The organism is Streptomyces monomycini (genome assembly GCF_022271435.1).
Classification (GTDB): Bacteria; Actinomycetota; Actinomycetes; order Streptomycetales; family Streptomycetaceae; genus Streptomyces; species Streptomyces monomycini.
Map to the genome: position 1 here is coordinate 19,762 of NZ_JAFIQY010000018.1, position 15,159 is coordinate 34,920.

Genomic DNA, 15,159 nt, shown 5'->3' on the forward strand with positions numbered 1-15,159 from the left:
GCCTGGAGCCGGACAGCGGAACACGCCAAGTTCCGCCTATGGCAGGCTCAAGAGCCTGACGCTGGTGTGGCGCCAGCGCATTGGTGAGGTGACGTCGTGTTTCCGCTCGACCATTCGGCCGCTTCCAACACCGTGGCCGCAGCCCTAGCCGGATCGGACAGCGGACTCGTCGCTGTGCGCGAGCATCTCCGGCAGCTCGATCCTCAAGGCGAGCGATTCGCCCGAGTGCTGCGTGACACCATCGACCAGCTGCTCAACGGTGAGGTCACAGGACGCTACGACTGGAAGACACTGTCCAAGACGGAGAAGACACACGCTGGTTCGATCGTCGAGATCAACTTGCAGCGCGAGTTCGGCTTCGATGACGGTGACGTCACTGATTACCGGATAGCCGGGGTCCAGGTCGACTGCAAATACTCTCAGCAGTTCGGCGGGTGGATGATCCCGCCCGAAGCGGAGAACCACATCTGTCTGCTGGTCTGGGCCGACGATGAGCAGAGCCGCTGGAGCGCAGGACTGCTCCGGATTCGCCCGGAACTGCTGAATAGAGGCAATAACCGCGACCGTAAGCTGACCATCAAGGCCGAGCACCGCAACAAGATCTACTGGCTTTGGCGGGACGCTCCGCTGCCGGAGAACGTGCTGCTGCACCTGGACCAGGCAACCCGGGACAAGATCCTCGGTCCGTCCTCAGGCCAGACGCGAGTCAATGAGCTCTTCCGCCGCGTTCAGATGCGCCCCATCGGCAGAGGCGTGGTGCGTACTGTCGCCCAGCAGAGCGACTACATGGCCCGGGTCCGAGAGGCGAAGGGCCGTGCGCGGACAGTCCTGCGCGAAGCCGGGATTCTCATCCCGGGGCACTACAGCAGCCACCAGGCCGTGGCACGCGGACTCGGCGCCCCTGTGCCACGGGTCGGTGAACTCGTCAGTTTCCGGGTAGCTGAAGCGGCCGCTCACCACGCAGGCCTCCCGCGTGTAATCCTCGATAACCGGGCGTGGGTCCTTGCGACCCCGGAGGACCCGCCCCAGCCAGCGCCCTTCCTTCCGAAGCACACTGAGAAGAACCGTGACTGACGAGAACCGCTCTGATCAGAGGCAGCCCTCTAACGGCGATGTCTGGACCCCGCCGGACGGCTCCTGGGCGTCATCCGCCGCCCGGCGGCGGAACATGCAGGCCATCCGGAGCCGGGACACCAAGCCGGAGCAGCTCATCCGGCGGCTCGTGCACGCGCAAGGGCTCCGGTACCGCGTAGCGGCCAGGCCTGTCGCGGACCTTCGCCGGACAGCAGACATGGTCTTCCGTCCGGCGAAGGTCGCGGTGTTCATCGACGGCTGTTACTGGCACGGGTGCCCGGAACACTATGTGCCGCCGAAGACCAACCAGGGGTACTGGTCAGACAAGGTGGCACGGAACATGGCGCGCGACCGGGACACTGACCAGCGGCTCACCGAAGCGGGGTGGACCATCCTCCGGTTCTGGGAGCACGAGTCACCGGGCGACTGCGCCCTCAAGATCGCCAGTACGGTCAGCAGGCTCCGCGGAGATCAGCGCTGACTGTTCAGGAATCTCGAAAAGGGCTGCCTCTCGTGCCCTTCTCGCCGCCTCAGCTTCCAGGACCGCTTCCCGCTCCAAGGTCTCTTCCACGGGGAAGGGAGCCTTCATACCCTTCTCCAGGGCGATGATGATCTGCTCACCGATGGCTCGCGCGACCGGCGGCGGGAAAGCATTACCGACCTGGCGGTACGCCGCTGTCTTGCGGCCGAAGAACTTCCACTGTTCCGGGAAACCCTGGATGATCGCTGCCTGGGTGACGGTCAGCTTCGGACCGATCAGGTTGCCCTGCCCGTCCACGCTGTAAAGGTCCCGGACCGGGTCCTTCATCTCCTTGGGGTCATTGGCCACCCCCATGGCATCGACTCCGAGCTTGAGCCATGCCTTCTTGGCCCGTGTAGGGCCAAGATCCGCGCCGCCATGCTTCTTGGACCCGCCCACCAGCGTAGGCGCTACACCGGTGACAGCTTTGCCGTACCAGCGCTTGTATGCACTCCGGCCCTCTTCGGAGTTGCCGAAGCGCTTCTTCATCGTGGGCGCGAGAGCCTTCGCCACCGTCACCAGTTCGATCTTCTCCGGGTCCGGCCAGGTGAAGTGGCCGGCAAACTCCGGACGCACCGCGACGAGGATCGCACGCGGCCTGAGCTGCGGTACCCCATAGTCGCGGGCCTCGATCACCCGCCAGCCGCAAATGACGTAGCCCTCGTCCCGAAGGCGCGCTTTGATCTCGTTGCGGTAGGTCTCGAACTTCTTCGGCGGTTCGAGCAGACCTCGCACGTTCTCGATCATGACGGCGTTGGGCTTCAGATAGCTCACCAGGTCGAGCATGACGGGAAACAGATCACGCTCGTCATCCCGGCCCAGCTGCTTGCCCGCGGCCGAAAAGGGCGGGCACGGCACGCCGCCGGCCAGGAGATCGAGGGAACCGGGTTCCAGCTCAAGGTCAGCCGGGTCGAACTCCGTCAGGTCAGCTGGAATGACTCTGCAGTCGCCCCAGCCGTTCTTCTCCGTGACATTGAGCTTCAGCGTCTCGCACGCGTGCTTGTCGATCTCGATCAGTGCGTGGTGACGGAAACCCGCCTGGTGCAGACCGAGTGCCTGCCCCCCGGCCCCAGCGCAGATCTCCACAGAGGTGAACTTGGACTCAGTGCGGGTCATGCACCCTCCTTCCTACGTGCCACGGCGGACACAGCTTGCAGTCCGCCCTCACAGAGGGTGACAGACGCCACTGACAACGGCTCGGCCCCGGCAACAACTCGGCCTCCACTAGTGTGCGGCACTCGTTCGCGCCGCTGCTGCCATCACAGACAACGCAGCGAACGCCTCTCAGTATTGCCGCAACCGCATCCCAGCAACGTTTAGGGAGCCGGTGGCACAGACCGAGAGTCACGTACCGAAGGACATCATGATGCACTCAGCCGGCACTCTTCATCGCTTCGCGGTAGCCGCCACCGCGATACGGAGAATCCGCTTCGGCTCACTCCCGCCCGGCGGTGCCCAGGTGCCGCAGCAGTGCCTGGACGTCCGCAGCGTCCATGCCGCCGGCAACTGAGGGCTCTTCTTGCAGGTCAGCGAGCTGCCTAACGGAGGGGTCGTCGAGGATGCCGCCCATGAACTCCAGTTTTTCCTCCATGCGGCGGGCCACGACCTCGTCAACCGTCCCGGTAGCGGCAAGCACCGTGACACGCGTCTCAGTACCCGGCGCGAGCCCCAGCCGGTGGATGCGGTCCAGACTCTGCAGGAACCGCCCGGCCATGAAATCGCGGTCCACGTAGATCGCGTCGTGACACACCTGGTGAAGGCTAATGCCTTCGCCCAGGGTCGCCGGGTTGGACAGCAGCACCATGCAGTCCGGATCATTCCGGAAGCGGTGGATCTGCTCCTCACGGTCAGCTGTGCCCCCGTGGACCACAGCCGGCCCATAATCGGCGAACAGGTGCTCCATCGTGGTCAGGCTGCGCACGAAGGTGGACCATACGAGGGTCTTCCGGCCAGCGGCCGCGTTCTCGGCCAGCAGACTCAGCGCCTCCGAGTACTTCGGGGATACCTCGTAGCTGGGCAGGTCCCGCATCAGCTCGTACAGCGAATCGCCTTCTGGAACGTCCAGTGGCGGCACCTGGTAGGCGAGGGGCTCGTACTTGCTGCTGCCTTCCCGCAGCAGCGCGGGGCTGGTGGCAGCCATGAGGAGCCGCATAAGCGCCTTGCCCAGAGCGTCGAAGTCATCGCGTGATGTCTCGGCTCTGGCGGTGTAGCGGCCGATCAGTGCGTCGTAGATCTCGCGATGCAGGCCAGGGAGGTCTACGTAGCGGATCCTGGTCTCATAAGGGGGCAGTCCGAGCTCATGCTTAGTGGTACGGGTGAAGAGCGGGCGCAGAATCTTGCTGGCGTACGCCAGGTCTCCGCCGTCTACCGCACTGGTCACTACCCGCCTGCCGTGCCCAGGCCAGACGAAGGAAAGCAGGTTCTCCAGGTCCCGGGCCCCGTTCGGAGCCGGCGTACCGGTCAGGATGAGCCGACGGCGGCTGAGGGGGCCCAGGAGCATGCAGGCGCTTCCATAGACACCATTCGCGCCCAGCTTCATCCTGTGCGCTTCATCCAGGATCACCATGGACGGGGCCGCCCGGAGCCAGGACGTGAGCTGGGCCAGCGAGCGGTCCAGCCGTTCGTAGTTCACGAGCAGCAGTTCCGTGCCGAGGTCAGGGCTCTTGGCCATGACCTCGGCGGCGAGCGGCTCCTCGAAGCAAGCCGCGCTCTCGAAAAGCCACGACTCATAGGCTGACTTCGGGCTGACCACGAGGAGCCGCCGGACTTCTCCCCGAGCTCTCATCGCCGCGTAGACCGCCAGCCCGACGCGGGTCTTTCCGGCCCCCGGGACGCTGAAGTTCGCTCCGTGCCGCATCGACAGCAGGTGTGCGATGTCGCGCCGCTGGAAGGACGTGAGGTCAGCCTTCCAGCCGGCGCCCAGCAAGGAAGTGACATCGTCTGCGGTGACTGCCGCGCCGCCCTCGCCGGCCAGTGCCTGCTCGGCGGCCTCGGCATCGTCCAGCACACTGCCGACGAGGTCAGCCAGCGTCGCTTCCCACTCGACATCTTCCGGGACCGGCCAGGTGCCCAGCGCTTCCAGGCCGACCAGGAAGTCATCGAGATCGACTTCCACAGCCAGCGGGCCGCTCCGCGTACTGGCGGGGAACCAGCCCGCCAGCTGCGTGAGGTCGCTCTGGTGTGCTGGGCTTACCCGCAGGGCCGCCTTGGTACGGGTGATGTCGAACCCGATGCGCAGCGACGGCTCCCGCTTACCCGCCATCGGCCGTCACTCCTCTTGTTTCACCGCACCCAGCAGCCACTCAACCCCGTCTCCGGGAACCTCGATGCTACGGGCAGACTCGACGGCGAGTTTCCCGAGGCTGTCCCGCAGCTTCAGCACCGCTTCGTCGAACGCTTCCTCGTCGAGACTCCGGGAGGCCCTGGCCATCACCAGATCGGTGATGCACTGCTCGATGTCCTGGCACGCGTCAGTGATGCGTCCGGGGGCGGCCTGCTTGCGCTTGCGGATACGTGCGTCCTTGCCAGCCGGCGACAGGGCTGCCTCGAACGCCTCGTAAGCGGCCTTGAAGGTGTGGGTCGCCACCTGCACGCGCTCAGCGGACACACCGGCCGCCGTCGGGCTGACCGCCTTCGCCCGGAGAACGGTGTCCGTGAGTGTCCTGGCCACCGTCACACTGGCGTCAGCGGATTTCATCGTCCTGCCAAGCCCGGGAATGGCGACCGAGCCGCTGGTCGATGCCGCTTCCGCCTTCAGCTCATCAGGCAGTCGCTGGTCCAGGTAGCGACGCGCGAAGTCAGGCTCGATCAGCCGTACGTCTGTCTTGGAGAAGCCGAGGACCATGGCTGCCAGCCGGTTCTCCTTCATCACGTCAGCGTTGCCCTTGCTGACCCTCGCCTCCTTGACGTACCGGCGGTGAAGCTCGCGCAGCTTCTCCTGGTGCTGCTCGAAGTCAAGCAGCCGCAGCCCGGTTCCCTCTGTCTTGCTCCGCTCGATGAGGTCACGCAGGCAGGTCAGGATCCACTGGTCCTGCTTGCAGGTCTCTTCCTTGATCCGGAAGTCACGGGCGATGTCCTTGGCGGAACGGCCGAGCTCAGCCTGCTCATCGATAGCCAGCAGCCGGTTGATGTACGAGTACTCGCGGCGGTGGTCCTTGCGAAGCTGCAACGACAGCTCTACCGCGTTGACGTCGTCCCATGTACACGACTCCGGAAGCACACCGACTCGGATGTGCGCGACGCCCAGTTCCTTCAGCGCGGCTCGCCTGGTGTTGCCGTTGACCAGCACGCCATCGCGCGTGATGAGGCCGGGGTCGTTCTGCCGGAAGTCGCGCAGGCTCTCCATGAGAGCGATGAAGTCCGGGTCGTCCTTCGACGGATCAGCCGGCAGCGCCTTCAGCAGGAGGTGCAAGTAGCCCTGGCTGTCGTCGCTCCAGGGGTCACTCTGCAGCTCAGCATCGAGCTGTGGGTCGTGATCACGCTGTGCCCTGATGCGGTGCGTGCCCGGGTTGTAGTAAAGGTCGGCCACCGGCATGTCGATGACCTCGACGTGCAGGGGCTGGCTCCGCCACTCAACAGTGAGGCTTTCCCTGGTGCCGGCCGCAGACTCAGCCTCCTTCAGCCGCTTCCGGACCAGCTCCTGGTTAGCCTCCGCCTTTGGCGGTCGTCCGAAGTCCATGCTCACGTTCCGTTCTCCTGGCTCTCAACAATCACAGGGCCTGCCAGCCGGCGCGGCTAGCGGCCGCCCTCAAGACCGAGCTGCTCGCGTACTTGAGCCCGCGAGTCCGCGGGCAGCGACCGGTAGTCGGCCCAGATTCGCTCCAGGTCGCTGAACTCACGGCGATCCTGCTCCATCCAGCCGGCCAGAAGCTTGCGCTCCATTGGACCGATCCGCCGTACAGCGCCGAGGACACTCGTGAGGTCTGCCGTCAGGTCCCGGCCGCCCACCCGGCACCGGTTGCATTCAGTGACCAGCTGTACCTCGGCTGCTCCTCCTGCCCCCTGGACTGGCCGCCGGGCGATGTCCAGTTGCGCGGCCTCGTATGTGCCCGGGTACGTCTGCCCCGCGGAGATCCCGCACGACCGGCAGAAGTGCCCGTCCCGCGCGATGATCTCGCGCCGCTGGGTAGCTGTAATGGCTACCGCCTGCTTGGAGCGTCCCTTGCCGGGCTCCCAGACCGCTTCGCCCCGGATGACGAAGCGCTGCTCATGCGGTTCGAGGCCGACATCCTCCCGGTTTGTATCGATCCGCCAGCCGTGGTCCCGCAAGTCACGCATACGGCGGTCGATCTGCGAGGTCTCAGGGAAAGCAGCCCTCAAGGCTCCCTTGGTGAAGACGTTCCCCTCACCGACTTCAGTGACCAACCACAGCGCGGCACGCTTCATCGTGCCGAGCTTCTTGTCCTCCCAGGACGGCAGTGCCATAAGGATCGCCTTTCACATTCCGTAAGCGCTCGTGACTGTACGGATGCGATGGACACCTTCTTCCCCGCCACCCATGCACGCGCGACACCTAACACCAGCCCGCGGCCGGTCACCCTTTCAAGGATCCATGCCGAACGCCAGAATTCAATACAGCTCCCCCCGTCCCGCATTCGCGAGATTGCGAATACGAAACCATTGACTTCGCGACCCGCATACAGTACAACCGGGCATTCTGACCAAGTTTTTGTGACCCTCGTCACAGGTTCCATCTCACGTCGGCGGCGTGGGCGGCAAAACCGGCCTCCCCTCTGCGGCGACACCCGCTTGCCGGTCCCTTCGAATTAACCGACCGGCGAGAACTTTTCCCGCCGCCAGCATCGCGAAGCGGGAGGGGCGCGAACACCCTGCGAACACGAGCAGGCGGACCATTGAGTCGCTGACCTGCACTTTTGCCAGCCCCCGCGCTCCTCGGCAACTCCAGCTCACAGGACCGGCACCCACCGCCGAGTGTTCGCGAGGAGACCGGAAGCAAGCATTCCGTTTCCAGAATGGAAACCGAACAACCGGGCCTATCTGGGCAAACCAGTCGGCGGTGCGCCGACCAGAAATCCGACGCCATGCGGCGTCGCCCCCACTGGCGCGTCCCGGCACATGAGCTAGGGTCAGGGAAATCGTCAATCCTGGGAACTTGGGGCCGCAGACCGTCGTCATACCTTCAGCAATCGCAATGTCACGCAACAGCTGTTGACTTCTCGTCAGCTACTCGTGCAAGACTTCTGTTGGCCACGAGAAAGCACCCTGAGGAACCTGGCTATCCCCCTCCATGCCTATTCGCCCGTCACCCCGCCATACCCGCAGAAGGGAATCCGTACCGTGCCGCCGAGAGGACAGGTAAGTGCCGAGCCTCGCGCTGACCTCGCGACCGAGGAACAGGACCTGGCGAAGCTCGTTGCCCATCTGTGTGCGCTGGGGCGCAGTACGCAGGTGAGCCAGCGGGCTATCGCGCGCACGGTCTTTGTCGCACCCTCCTCCCTGACGGAGTACACAACCGGGCGCCGGACCCCTTCGAAAGACGTACTGCGGAGACTCTGGGATCTCGCCGACTCCTCACAGTCGGCGACGGGACAACCGCCTCCACCGCTGGAGCAGGTACTGGAGGCGCACCGGAAGGCCATCCTGAGGCGGCAGGGCCACCTGCCTTCTGGCGATGGTTCCGCTGCCCCTCACGCCCCGGTGCCCCAGACCCGCCCTTCCCCTGAGAGGGGTACAGCTCCAGCTCACGGGCTCGTGGAGGACGAAGCCCTCCAGCATCTGCGCTCGGGACGGGACGCTGATGCCGCCACCTTGCTGTGGCACGCCGGCCGGAGCCACTCCCCTGACGAGGTCCGGGACGCGGTCAGCAGGTACCGGGCCGCAGGCCGTACGGATGCCGCTACGACGATGCTGACCAGCGCCGCGGCGCGGGACCTCCGCGCCGTGCTGCACATCGTGAGCACGCTCTTGGACGCCGGTCAGGTCGAGGACGCTTCGGTGCTGGTCAGTGCCGCCCTGGACCAGCCCGCCTGACGTACCGCCGACGGCGGGCCACCGGACCGCCCCGCGACCTCACGTAACCACCCTCCACATGAAAGGAGAAACGGTCATCCAGCCCACGACCTCTTACCCAGACGGTTCACGGGGCCAGGCTCCTCCCAACGGGAGCCCGCCTGCGCTGTTCGGCGCAGACACAAAGGACAGCCCGCCGCTCCCAACCTAGCCCAGGACGAAGCGGCGGGCGCCGCGTCACCCCCAAGCCTCTAGACAAGGAAGTAGACGCTATGAATAACGATCCCATGAACCGGGGCGGCAACGCCTCCCTGGCTCTGGTCGGGCTGCCCTTCTGCACGCCCGCGGTCGGCTACCTGATCCTCACGGACCGTGCGCCCGCGGACTCGCAGCAGCTCTGGGCACTGGTGGTCCTGTCCGCCGTGTCGATGATCTGCTGGACGTGGCTTCAGGTCGTCGCCACCAGGGGCGGTCGTAGGTAACTAAGTAACGCTGCTCTTCTGCGGGGGGCGCACGCCCCTTCCGAATAGCGATAGGCAACGCGGTCGGCAGGCATCTGCCGGCCGCGTTGCCGTGCGACACCACGCCGCCGGCCTGCTTCCGCACGGCCGGCGTAGGGTCGCAAACATCTAGATCCCTGATACGGAGGTTCCGGACATGGCGCAGGTGCCGGCGGCAGTGATAGCGGCAGGCGGGCTCGTAGGCGGTTACGCCGTAGCCCGTTGGACCAAGAAGCGGCCCCTGGGTGGGGTGGCTTTGGCGGCTGCGGGGGCTGTGGCGGCTCGGGAGTGGGAGCGGAAGGCTGGGGGGAAGGCTGCTGCGCTGTTGAGTGGGGCCTATGTGGCGGCGTTTGCGGGGTCGCATCCGTTGGCCAAGAAGGTGGGGGCCTGGCCTTCGGTGTTTGCGGTGGCGGGGGTTGTGGGGGCTGCTTCTTGGGTGGTTGCTGATCGGCGCGGTCGGTAGGAAGAAGGAGGGCGTGGGTGCGTACTGGGTGCGCGCCCACGCCCTTTTGTGGGGTGCGGTCAGGCCGAGGCCTCGTTGAGGAGGGTCAGGTCCTCGTTGGTGAGGTAGAGGTCGGCGGCGGACATGAGGGCGGGGAGCTGGTCGACCGTGCGGGCGCTGGCGAGGGGGGCCGCGACCGTGGGCTGGGCGGCGAGCCAGGCGAGGGCCACGGTGGCGTGTTCGGCCTGGTGGGTGGTGGCGACCGTGTCGAGGGCGGCGAGGACCTTGCGGCCGCGGTCGGTGGCCAGGTGCTTGGCGGCCGACTCGGAACGGGCGCTGTTCACGTCGCTGTCCGGGCGGTACTTACCGGTGAGGAAGCCCGAGGCCAGGGCGTAGTACGGGATGGCGGAGACGCCGTGGCGGGCGGCGGTGTCGGCCAGGTCGCCCTCGTACGTGTCGCGGGAGACCAGGTTGTAGTGGGGCTGGACGGCTACGTAGCGGGCCAGGTTCTCGTCGGCTGAGAAGGTCAGGGCGGCTTCGAGGCGCGGTGCCGAGATGTTGGAGGCGGCGATCTCGCGGACCTTGCCGGCCTTGACCAGTTCGTCGAGGGCCGGGAGGAAGTCGGAGACGGCGAGGGACTCGTCGTCGTAGTGGGTGTAGTAGAGGTCGATGTAGTCGGTGCGCAGGCGGGTGAGGGAGGCGTCGACGGCGGCCTTGATGGTGGTGGGGGCGAGACCCTTGTGGTCGGGGTGCGCGCCGACCTTCGTGGCGATGACGACCTGGTCGCGGTTGCCGCGGGAGGCGAGCCAGTTGCCGAGGACGGTCTCGGATTCGCCGCCCTTGTTGCCCGGCACCCAGGCCGAGTAGACGTCGGCGGTGTCGATGAAGTTGCCGCCGCCGGCGACGTACGCGTCCAGGACGGCGAAGGACTGGGGCTCGTCCGCGGTCCAGCCGAAGACGTTGCCGCCGAGGGAGAGCGGTGAGACGGACAGGGAGCCGAGGGACTTCTGTTTCGCGTTCATGATCTATCCAAACTAGGGGGAGCCGTATCACGTCGCGGCTGAGGGGAGGGAAACGGGAGGCAGAGGGGTCGGGTCACGCGCCGGGGGCCGTGGACAGCGGGCTGGCGATGCTTTCCAGGGAGCGGCGTTCGGCGCGTACGGCCAGGAAGGCGGCGGTCAGGCCGGCCAGGCACATGAGGGCGGCGCCGATGCAGAAGGCGAGCGCGGTGTCGGCGGCCACGCCGGATTCCGTCAGTTCGGCGAAGACCAGGGGGCCGCTGATGCCGCCCGCGGCCGTACCGATCGCGTAGAAGAAGGCGATGGCCATGGCCCGGGTCTCCATCGGGAAGATCTCCGAGACGGTCAGGTACGCGCTGCTGGCCCCGGCCGAGGCGAAGAAGAGGACCACGCACCAGCAGGCGGTGAGGGTGGTGGCCGTCAGATGGCCGGCGGCGAAGAGCCAGGCGGTGGCGAAGAGGAGTACGCCGGAGAGCAGGTAGGTGCCGGAGATCATGACGCGGCGGCCGACGGTGTCGAAGAGCTTGCCGAGCAGGAGCGGGCCGAGGAAGTTGCCGGCCGCCATGACGGCGAAGAAGTAGCCGGTGTGCGAGGTCGACACGTCGAAGAACGAGGTGAGGATGGCGCCGAAGCCGAAGGTGACGGCGTTGTAGAGGAACGCCTGGCCGATGAAGAGGGCGAGGCCGAGGACGGCGCGCCGGCGGTAGCGCGAGAAGACGGTGCGGCCGATTTCGAGGAAGCCGATGCTTTTGCGGGGGTGGATGGTGATCTCGCCGTCGGGCTCCGGGAGGCGCTCTCCCTTCTCTTCGGTGATCTGTTGCTCGATGGAGGTGACGAGTCGGTCCGCCTCGTCACCCCGTCCGTGGATGAACAGCCAGCGTGGGCTCTCGGGCACATTGCGGCGTACGAGGAGGATGACCAGGCCGAGAACGACGCCGAGCGCGAAGGTCAGCCGCCAGCCGACATCGATGGGGAAGACGCTGGTGTCCAGCATGACGATGGACAGCAGGGAGCCGCCGATCGCGCCGAGCCAGAAGCTGCCGTTGATGACGAGGTCGACGCGGCCCCGGTAGGCGGAGGGGATCAACTCGTCGATGGCGGAGTTGATCGCCGCGTACTCGCCGCCGATCCCGAAACCGGTCAGGAAGCGGAAGAGGAAGAACCACCAGGAGGAGAAGGAGACCGCGGTCAGGGCGGTGGCGGCCAGGTAGACGGCCAGGGTGATCAGGAAGAGCTTCTTACGGCCGAAGAGGTCGGTGAGCCGCCCGAAGAACAGCGCGCCGAGGCAGGCACCGGCCACGTACAGTGCCGCAGCCACCCCGGTGACCTGGGCGGATGAGATGGGCAGCCCGCTGCCCTCTTCGGAGAGGCGGCCGGCGATGTTGCCGACGACGGTGACTTCCAGGCCGTCGAGGATCCACACCGTGCCGAGGCCGACGACCACCATCCAGTGCCAGCGCGACCAGGGGAGACGGTCGAGGCGGGCGGGGACGTCGGTGGTGATGGCGGGGGCGCCGGGGGAAGGGGCGGAGGTGGGGGCGGAGCTGGCGGCGGGGATACTCGGGGCGCTGTCTGCGGGCGTCGCGGCTGCTCGGTGGTCCTTCGTGCCCGGCGTGTCCCCTGCCTTGTCGTTCGGACTCATCGCACCCTCCTGTACCGGGCCGGGGCCGGTCACCCCGGCGGCGCATCCATCCGAGTGCCCGGCGGACAGCGCGCGAAGCAGGGGGAATGCCCAGGTTGGAAGGGATTCTCCAGGAGGCGGGGTCGGCGGGGCCGATCTGTCCTCCCGGTGCGGCGCGCGTGTCGTGCAGGAGGTGGGAGGGGAGGGGGAGAAGCTCCGGGGTCAGATGCTGATTCCGTGATCGCGCAGCCACGGCTTCGGATCCACCGGGGTGCCGCTCGGGCGTACTTCGAGGTGGAGGTGGGGGCCGGTGACGTTGCCAGTGGCGCCGACCCGGCCGACGAGGTCGCCGGCGGCGACCCGGCCTGAGGTCCGCACCAGGGAAGACAGGTGGCAGAACCACAGTTCCGTACCGTCGTCCAGGGTCAGGACGGCCCGGTAGCCGTACGCGCCGGACCAGTCCGCCTGCGTGATCGTGCCGCCGTGGATCGCCTTGACCGGGGTGCCGGCGGGGGCGGCGAAGTCCAGGCCCGTGTGGTGGGCCGCCCAGCGGTCGCCGGCCTGGCCGAACCCGGCGGCGAGGGTGTAGGTGGAGAGCGGGGTGACGTAGCGGCGGGCGTGCGCGGTCGCGGGCTGTGCGGCGTTCTGGGAGCCGGTGGCGGCGAGACGTTCCTCTTCGGCGGCGCTGCTCTGCTGCTGGTCGGTCTGCGGGATGACGTGGTCGTTCAAGGACTGGCCCGCCCTCGTGCCGTGCACGTCGCCCGTGCCGCGCATGCCGTACGTGCCGCTCGTACCCGGCCCGACCCCGGTGGAAGGGACGGAGACGGTGGGAGCGGCGGAGACGGCGGGAGCGGCGGAGACGGCGGCAGGTGCGGATGCGGATGCGGATGCGGATCCGATGGGCTCGGTGCCGGCCTCCACAGCGTCCGAGGAGGCCACGTCCGAGGAAGCCGCGTCGGCTCCGGATGCACCGACATCCGGCAGCGATATCGCGACCTGCGGCTTCCCCTCGGCGGAGGCCACACCGCCGGCGCCGACCGCCGCGATCACGCCGACGCCCAGGGCCGTACCGCTGCGGGCGAGTCCGCCGCGCTGCTTGCCGGCCACCCGGTGCTTGCCGCGTGCGGGGCGTGCGGACTCCTCGGGGGGATTCCATTCCTCCCAGGTGCCGGTGTCGAACGCACCGGGCTCGGCCGCGAACCACCCGGCATCGGCGGCCGGAACAGTGCTGGGAGCGGAGGCAGCGGCATCGGCACCGGCCGCAGCAGCGCCGCCCGTGCCCGCGCCCGCGCCCGCGCCGAACGCCAGGAACGGGTCGAAGGCGCCGGGAACGGCGCCGGAAGGAGTCTCGGGGCCGGAGTCGGCAGGGCTGTTGGACGCCACGGGGGCGCACTCCTTTCCTTCCTCTCGCCTACCGGGTCAGTGGTGGAGCCGCCTTCCAGGCCGGTCCGGCGCCGGAGGGGGACGGGCCTCCGGAGTCGTTCAGGCGCTGGGGTGTGCAGAGCTGGAAGGTCTGCCACGGACGGCGGACGGCGGGCGGCTTCCGACGGATCGGCGGCCCTCCGGCCCGGCGCACCCCAACGTGGTGGTTCCCCGGTTCCCCGGACACGCGCTGGTACGGCACCGGCCGCACGGCCGGTCCAGCGATGCCCCAACGGTGATTCAGTTGTGAACCTGCTGACGGGATTAGGCGTCGGCGCACGGTGCCGCCTCTTGCGACGGCTGGGACGACCGCGCTGCGTTATCGGACTGTAATAGAAACCGTGGTCCGATACCAAGCGTTCCACCGAATTCATGGGCGCTTTGGGATAGCTTTGGCCTGAGCTTAAACGCCCATCGAGGCACAAACAGGCCGAGTTGCCGAGCGCCCTTCAAACCTGTGATGCGCGATTGTGCGGGAGTCGTTATGCGCAGGGGTGCCCGGCACTCACCCCCTGTGAGCGCAGTAACGTCTGATCATGGTCGTCAACAGCGCGCAGGCACTGGCGGATCGGTACGTGGACTTCGCCTGGTACCAGGCACGGGGGCAGTCCGACGCCCATGAGGAGCTGGCCGCGCGGATCGGCCACGACCCCGAGTTCTGCGGCCATCTCGCGCGCTCCCTGCCCGCCGGCAACAAGCAGCAGCCCAACCTCCTGTTCGCCGCGGTCCGCTACCTCGACGGCCCCTACGCCGAGCACGGGCCGCGCGGCGACGCGGCGTACCGCGGCTGGCGTGAGTGGACCCTGCGCCACTGGGAGCAGGTCAGGGCCGTCGTCATGCGGCGCCTGACGCAGACCAACGAGCCGGCCCGCTGCGCGACCCTGCTGCCCCTGCTCGCCCGGCTCCCGCAGCCGCTGGCCCTCCTGGAGGTCGGCGCGTCGGCGGGGCTGTGCCTGTACCCGGACCGCTACCGCTATCGCTACGACGAGCGGCCGGAGTTCGGGGCCCCGGACAGCGCCGCGGTCTTCGCCTGCCGTACGGGGCCGGACACCCCCGTACCCGATCGTGTCCCGGACATCGCCTGGCGTGCGGGCATCGACCTCGCCCCCCTCGACCCGGCCGACCCCGACGACGTGCGCTGGCTGGAGGCTCTCGTCTGGCCGGGCGCCACCGACGAGCGCGTACGGCGGCAGCGGGCCGCCATCGAAGCCGTACGGTCCGCGCCGCGTCCCCGGGTCGTACGCGGCGACCTGCTCGACGCACTGCCCTCACTGGCCGCCGAGGCCCCGCCCGAAGCGACGCTCGTCGTCTTCCACACCTCCGTGCTGACGTACCTGCCCCCGGCACGCCGCGAGGAGTTCGCCCGGCTCGTACGGACCGTTCTCCGGGAGCGCGACCGCCCCGGGCACTGGGTCTCCAACGAGTACCGTTCCGTGCTCCCGTGGATCACCACACCCCGCCCGGCGCAGCCCCTGGAGGTGACGGAGCGGCTGCTGACGCTGGCTCTCGACGAGCGGGCTGTCGCGCTGACCGGCCAGCACGGGCAGAGCGTGCAGTGGCTGTACGGGCAGAACGTGCAGTGGCTGTGAGGC

General features: G+C 67.7%; 13 protein-coding genes. 6 read left to right on the forward strand and 7 right to left on the reverse strand.

The features are described from left to right. Positions 1 to 96 precede the first annotated feature (96 nt). Positions 97 to 1,074 (forward strand): NaeI family type II restriction endonuclease, encoded by a 978-nt coding sequence (locus tag JXZ78_RS20870; protein WP_030024494.1) that lies wholly within the window; start codon positions 97 to 99, stop codon positions 1,072 to 1,074. Beyond that, a complete protein-coding gene (locus JXZ78_RS20875) occupies positions 1,067 to 1,555 on the forward strand; it encodes a very short patch repair endonuclease (protein WP_078624673.1) in 489 nt (162 codons plus the stop codon). The genes JXZ78_RS20870 and JXZ78_RS20875 overlap by 8 nt, the downstream gene beginning before the upstream one ends. Here the strand turns inward: JXZ78_RS20875 and JXZ78_RS20880 are convergent. The 4 genes from JXZ78_RS20880 to JXZ78_RS20895 all read right to left on the reverse strand — a co-directional run bounded on the left by JXZ78_RS20880 (position 1,490) and on the right by JXZ78_RS20895 (position 7,018). Beyond that, positions 1,490 to 2,710, reverse strand: a complete 1,221-nt coding sequence (locus tag JXZ78_RS20880) for a DNA cytosine methyltransferase (protein WP_030024498.1) — start codon at positions 2,708 to 2,710, stop codon at positions 1,490 to 1,492. The two genes, JXZ78_RS20875 and JXZ78_RS20880, sit on opposite strands and share 66 nt — an antisense overlap. Positions 2,711 to 3,029: 319 nt before the next feature. Next, a complete protein-coding gene (locus tag JXZ78_RS20885; RefSeq protein WP_030024499.1) occupies positions 3,030 to 4,856 on the reverse strand; it encodes a DEAD/DEAH box helicase in 1,827 nt (608 codons plus the stop codon). Positions 4,857 to 4,862: 6 nt separating this feature from the next. Beyond that, the gene (locus JXZ78_RS20890) at positions 4,863 to 6,278 is read right to left on the reverse strand and encodes a ParB N-terminal domain-containing protein (protein ID WP_030024500.1); all 1,416 of its coding nucleotides are present in this window, start codon (positions 6,276 to 6,278) and stop codon (positions 4,863 to 4,865) included. Between the two features lie 50 nt (positions 6,279 to 6,328). Continuing rightward, on the reverse strand, positions 6,329 to 7,018 hold the full coding sequence (locus JXZ78_RS20895) for a KpnI family restriction enzyme N-terminal domain-containing protein (RefSeq protein WP_030024501.1): 690 nt from the start codon (positions 7,016 to 7,018) through the stop codon (positions 6,329 to 6,331). 1,287 nt (positions 7,019 to 8,305) lie between these two features. Here JXZ78_RS20895 and JXZ78_RS20900 point away from each other — a divergent pair. The 3 genes from JXZ78_RS20900 (at position 8,306) to JXZ78_RS20910 (ending at position 9,526) form a co-directional block, all read left to right on the forward strand. After that, positions 8,306 to 8,584, forward strand: a complete 279-nt coding sequence (locus tag JXZ78_RS20900; RefSeq protein ID WP_030024502.1) for a hypothetical protein — start codon at positions 8,306 to 8,308, stop codon at positions 8,582 to 8,584. A 251-nt stretch (positions 8,585 to 8,835) separates the two neighbouring features. Continuing rightward, on the forward strand, positions 8,836 to 9,045 hold the full coding sequence (locus tag JXZ78_RS20905; RefSeq protein ID WP_157851744.1) for a hypothetical protein: 210 nt from the start codon (positions 8,836 to 8,838) through the stop codon (positions 9,043 to 9,045). A 175-nt stretch (positions 9,046 to 9,220) separates the two neighbouring features. Further along, positions 9,221 to 9,526 carry a hypothetical protein gene (locus tag JXZ78_RS20910; protein ID WP_078624674.1) on the forward strand — a complete coding sequence of 102 codons (306 nt, stop codon included), beginning with the start codon at positions 9,221 to 9,223 and terminating at the stop codon, positions 9,524 to 9,526. Between the two features lie 59 nt (positions 9,527 to 9,585). Here the strand turns inward: JXZ78_RS20910 and JXZ78_RS20915 are convergent, their stop codons facing one another. From JXZ78_RS20915 to JXZ78_RS20925, 3 genes are all read right to left on the reverse strand, one after another. Next, on the reverse strand, positions 9,586 to 10,527 hold the full coding sequence (locus JXZ78_RS20915; protein WP_030024504.1) for an aldo/keto reductase: 942 nt from the start codon (positions 10,525 to 10,527) through the stop codon (positions 9,586 to 9,588). A gap of 73 nt (positions 10,528 to 10,600) precedes the next feature. Then, complete coding sequence (locus JXZ78_RS20920; RefSeq protein ID WP_238783278.1) at positions 10,601 to 11,971, reverse strand: MFS transporter; 1,371 nt, start codon at positions 11,969 to 11,971, stop codon at positions 10,601 to 10,603. Positions 11,972 to 12,367: 396 nt separating this feature from the next. Further along, positions 12,368 to 13,528: a M23 family metallopeptidase gene (locus JXZ78_RS20925; RefSeq protein WP_030024506.1), complete on the reverse strand. Its 1,161-nt coding sequence runs from the start codon at positions 13,526 to 13,528 to the stop codon at positions 12,368 to 12,370. Between the two features lie 575 nt (positions 13,529 to 14,103). Here JXZ78_RS20925 and JXZ78_RS20930 point away from each other — a divergent pair. Then, entirely contained in the window at positions 14,104 to 15,156 is a 1,053-nt protein-coding gene (locus JXZ78_RS20930) for a DUF2332 domain-containing protein (RefSeq protein ID WP_030024507.1), read from the forward strand. Positions 15,157 to 15,159: the final 3 nt, after the last annotated feature.

What these genes read in the sequence shown, in the direction of transcription:
- JXZ78_RS20880 (WP_030024498.1), bottom strand. Translation starts at nt 2,710, where the DNA reads ATGACCCGCACTGAGTCCAAGTTCACCTCTGTGGAGATCTGCGCTGGG.
- JXZ78_RS20885 (WP_030024499.1), bottom strand. Translation starts at nt 4,856, where the DNA reads ATGGCGGGTAAGCGGGAGCCGTCGCTGCGCATCGGGTTCGACATCACC.
- JXZ78_RS20895 (WP_030024501.1), bottom strand. Translation starts at nt 7,018, where the DNA reads ATGGCACTGCCGTCCTGGGAGGACAAGAAGCTCGGCACGATGAAGCGT.
- JXZ78_RS20905 (WP_157851744.1), top strand. Translation starts at nt 8,836, where the DNA reads ATGAATAACGATCCCATGAACCGGGGCGGCAACGCCTCCCTGGCTCTG.
- JXZ78_RS20910 (WP_078624674.1), top strand. Translation starts at nt 9,221, where the DNA reads ATGGCGCAGGTGCCGGCGGCAGTGATAGCGGCAGGCGGGCTCGTAGGC.
- JXZ78_RS20915 (WP_030024504.1), bottom strand. Translation starts at nt 10,527, where the DNA reads ATGAACGCGAAACAGAAGTCCCTCGGCTCCCTGTCCGTCTCACCGCTC.
- JXZ78_RS20920 (WP_238783278.1), bottom strand. Translation starts at nt 11,971, where the DNA reads ATGGTGGTCGTCGGCCTCGGCACGGTGTGGATCCTCGACGGCCTGGAA.
- JXZ78_RS20930 (WP_030024507.1), top strand. Translation starts at nt 14,104, where the DNA reads ATGGTCGTCAACAGCGCGCAGGCACTGGCGGATCGGTACGTGGACTTC.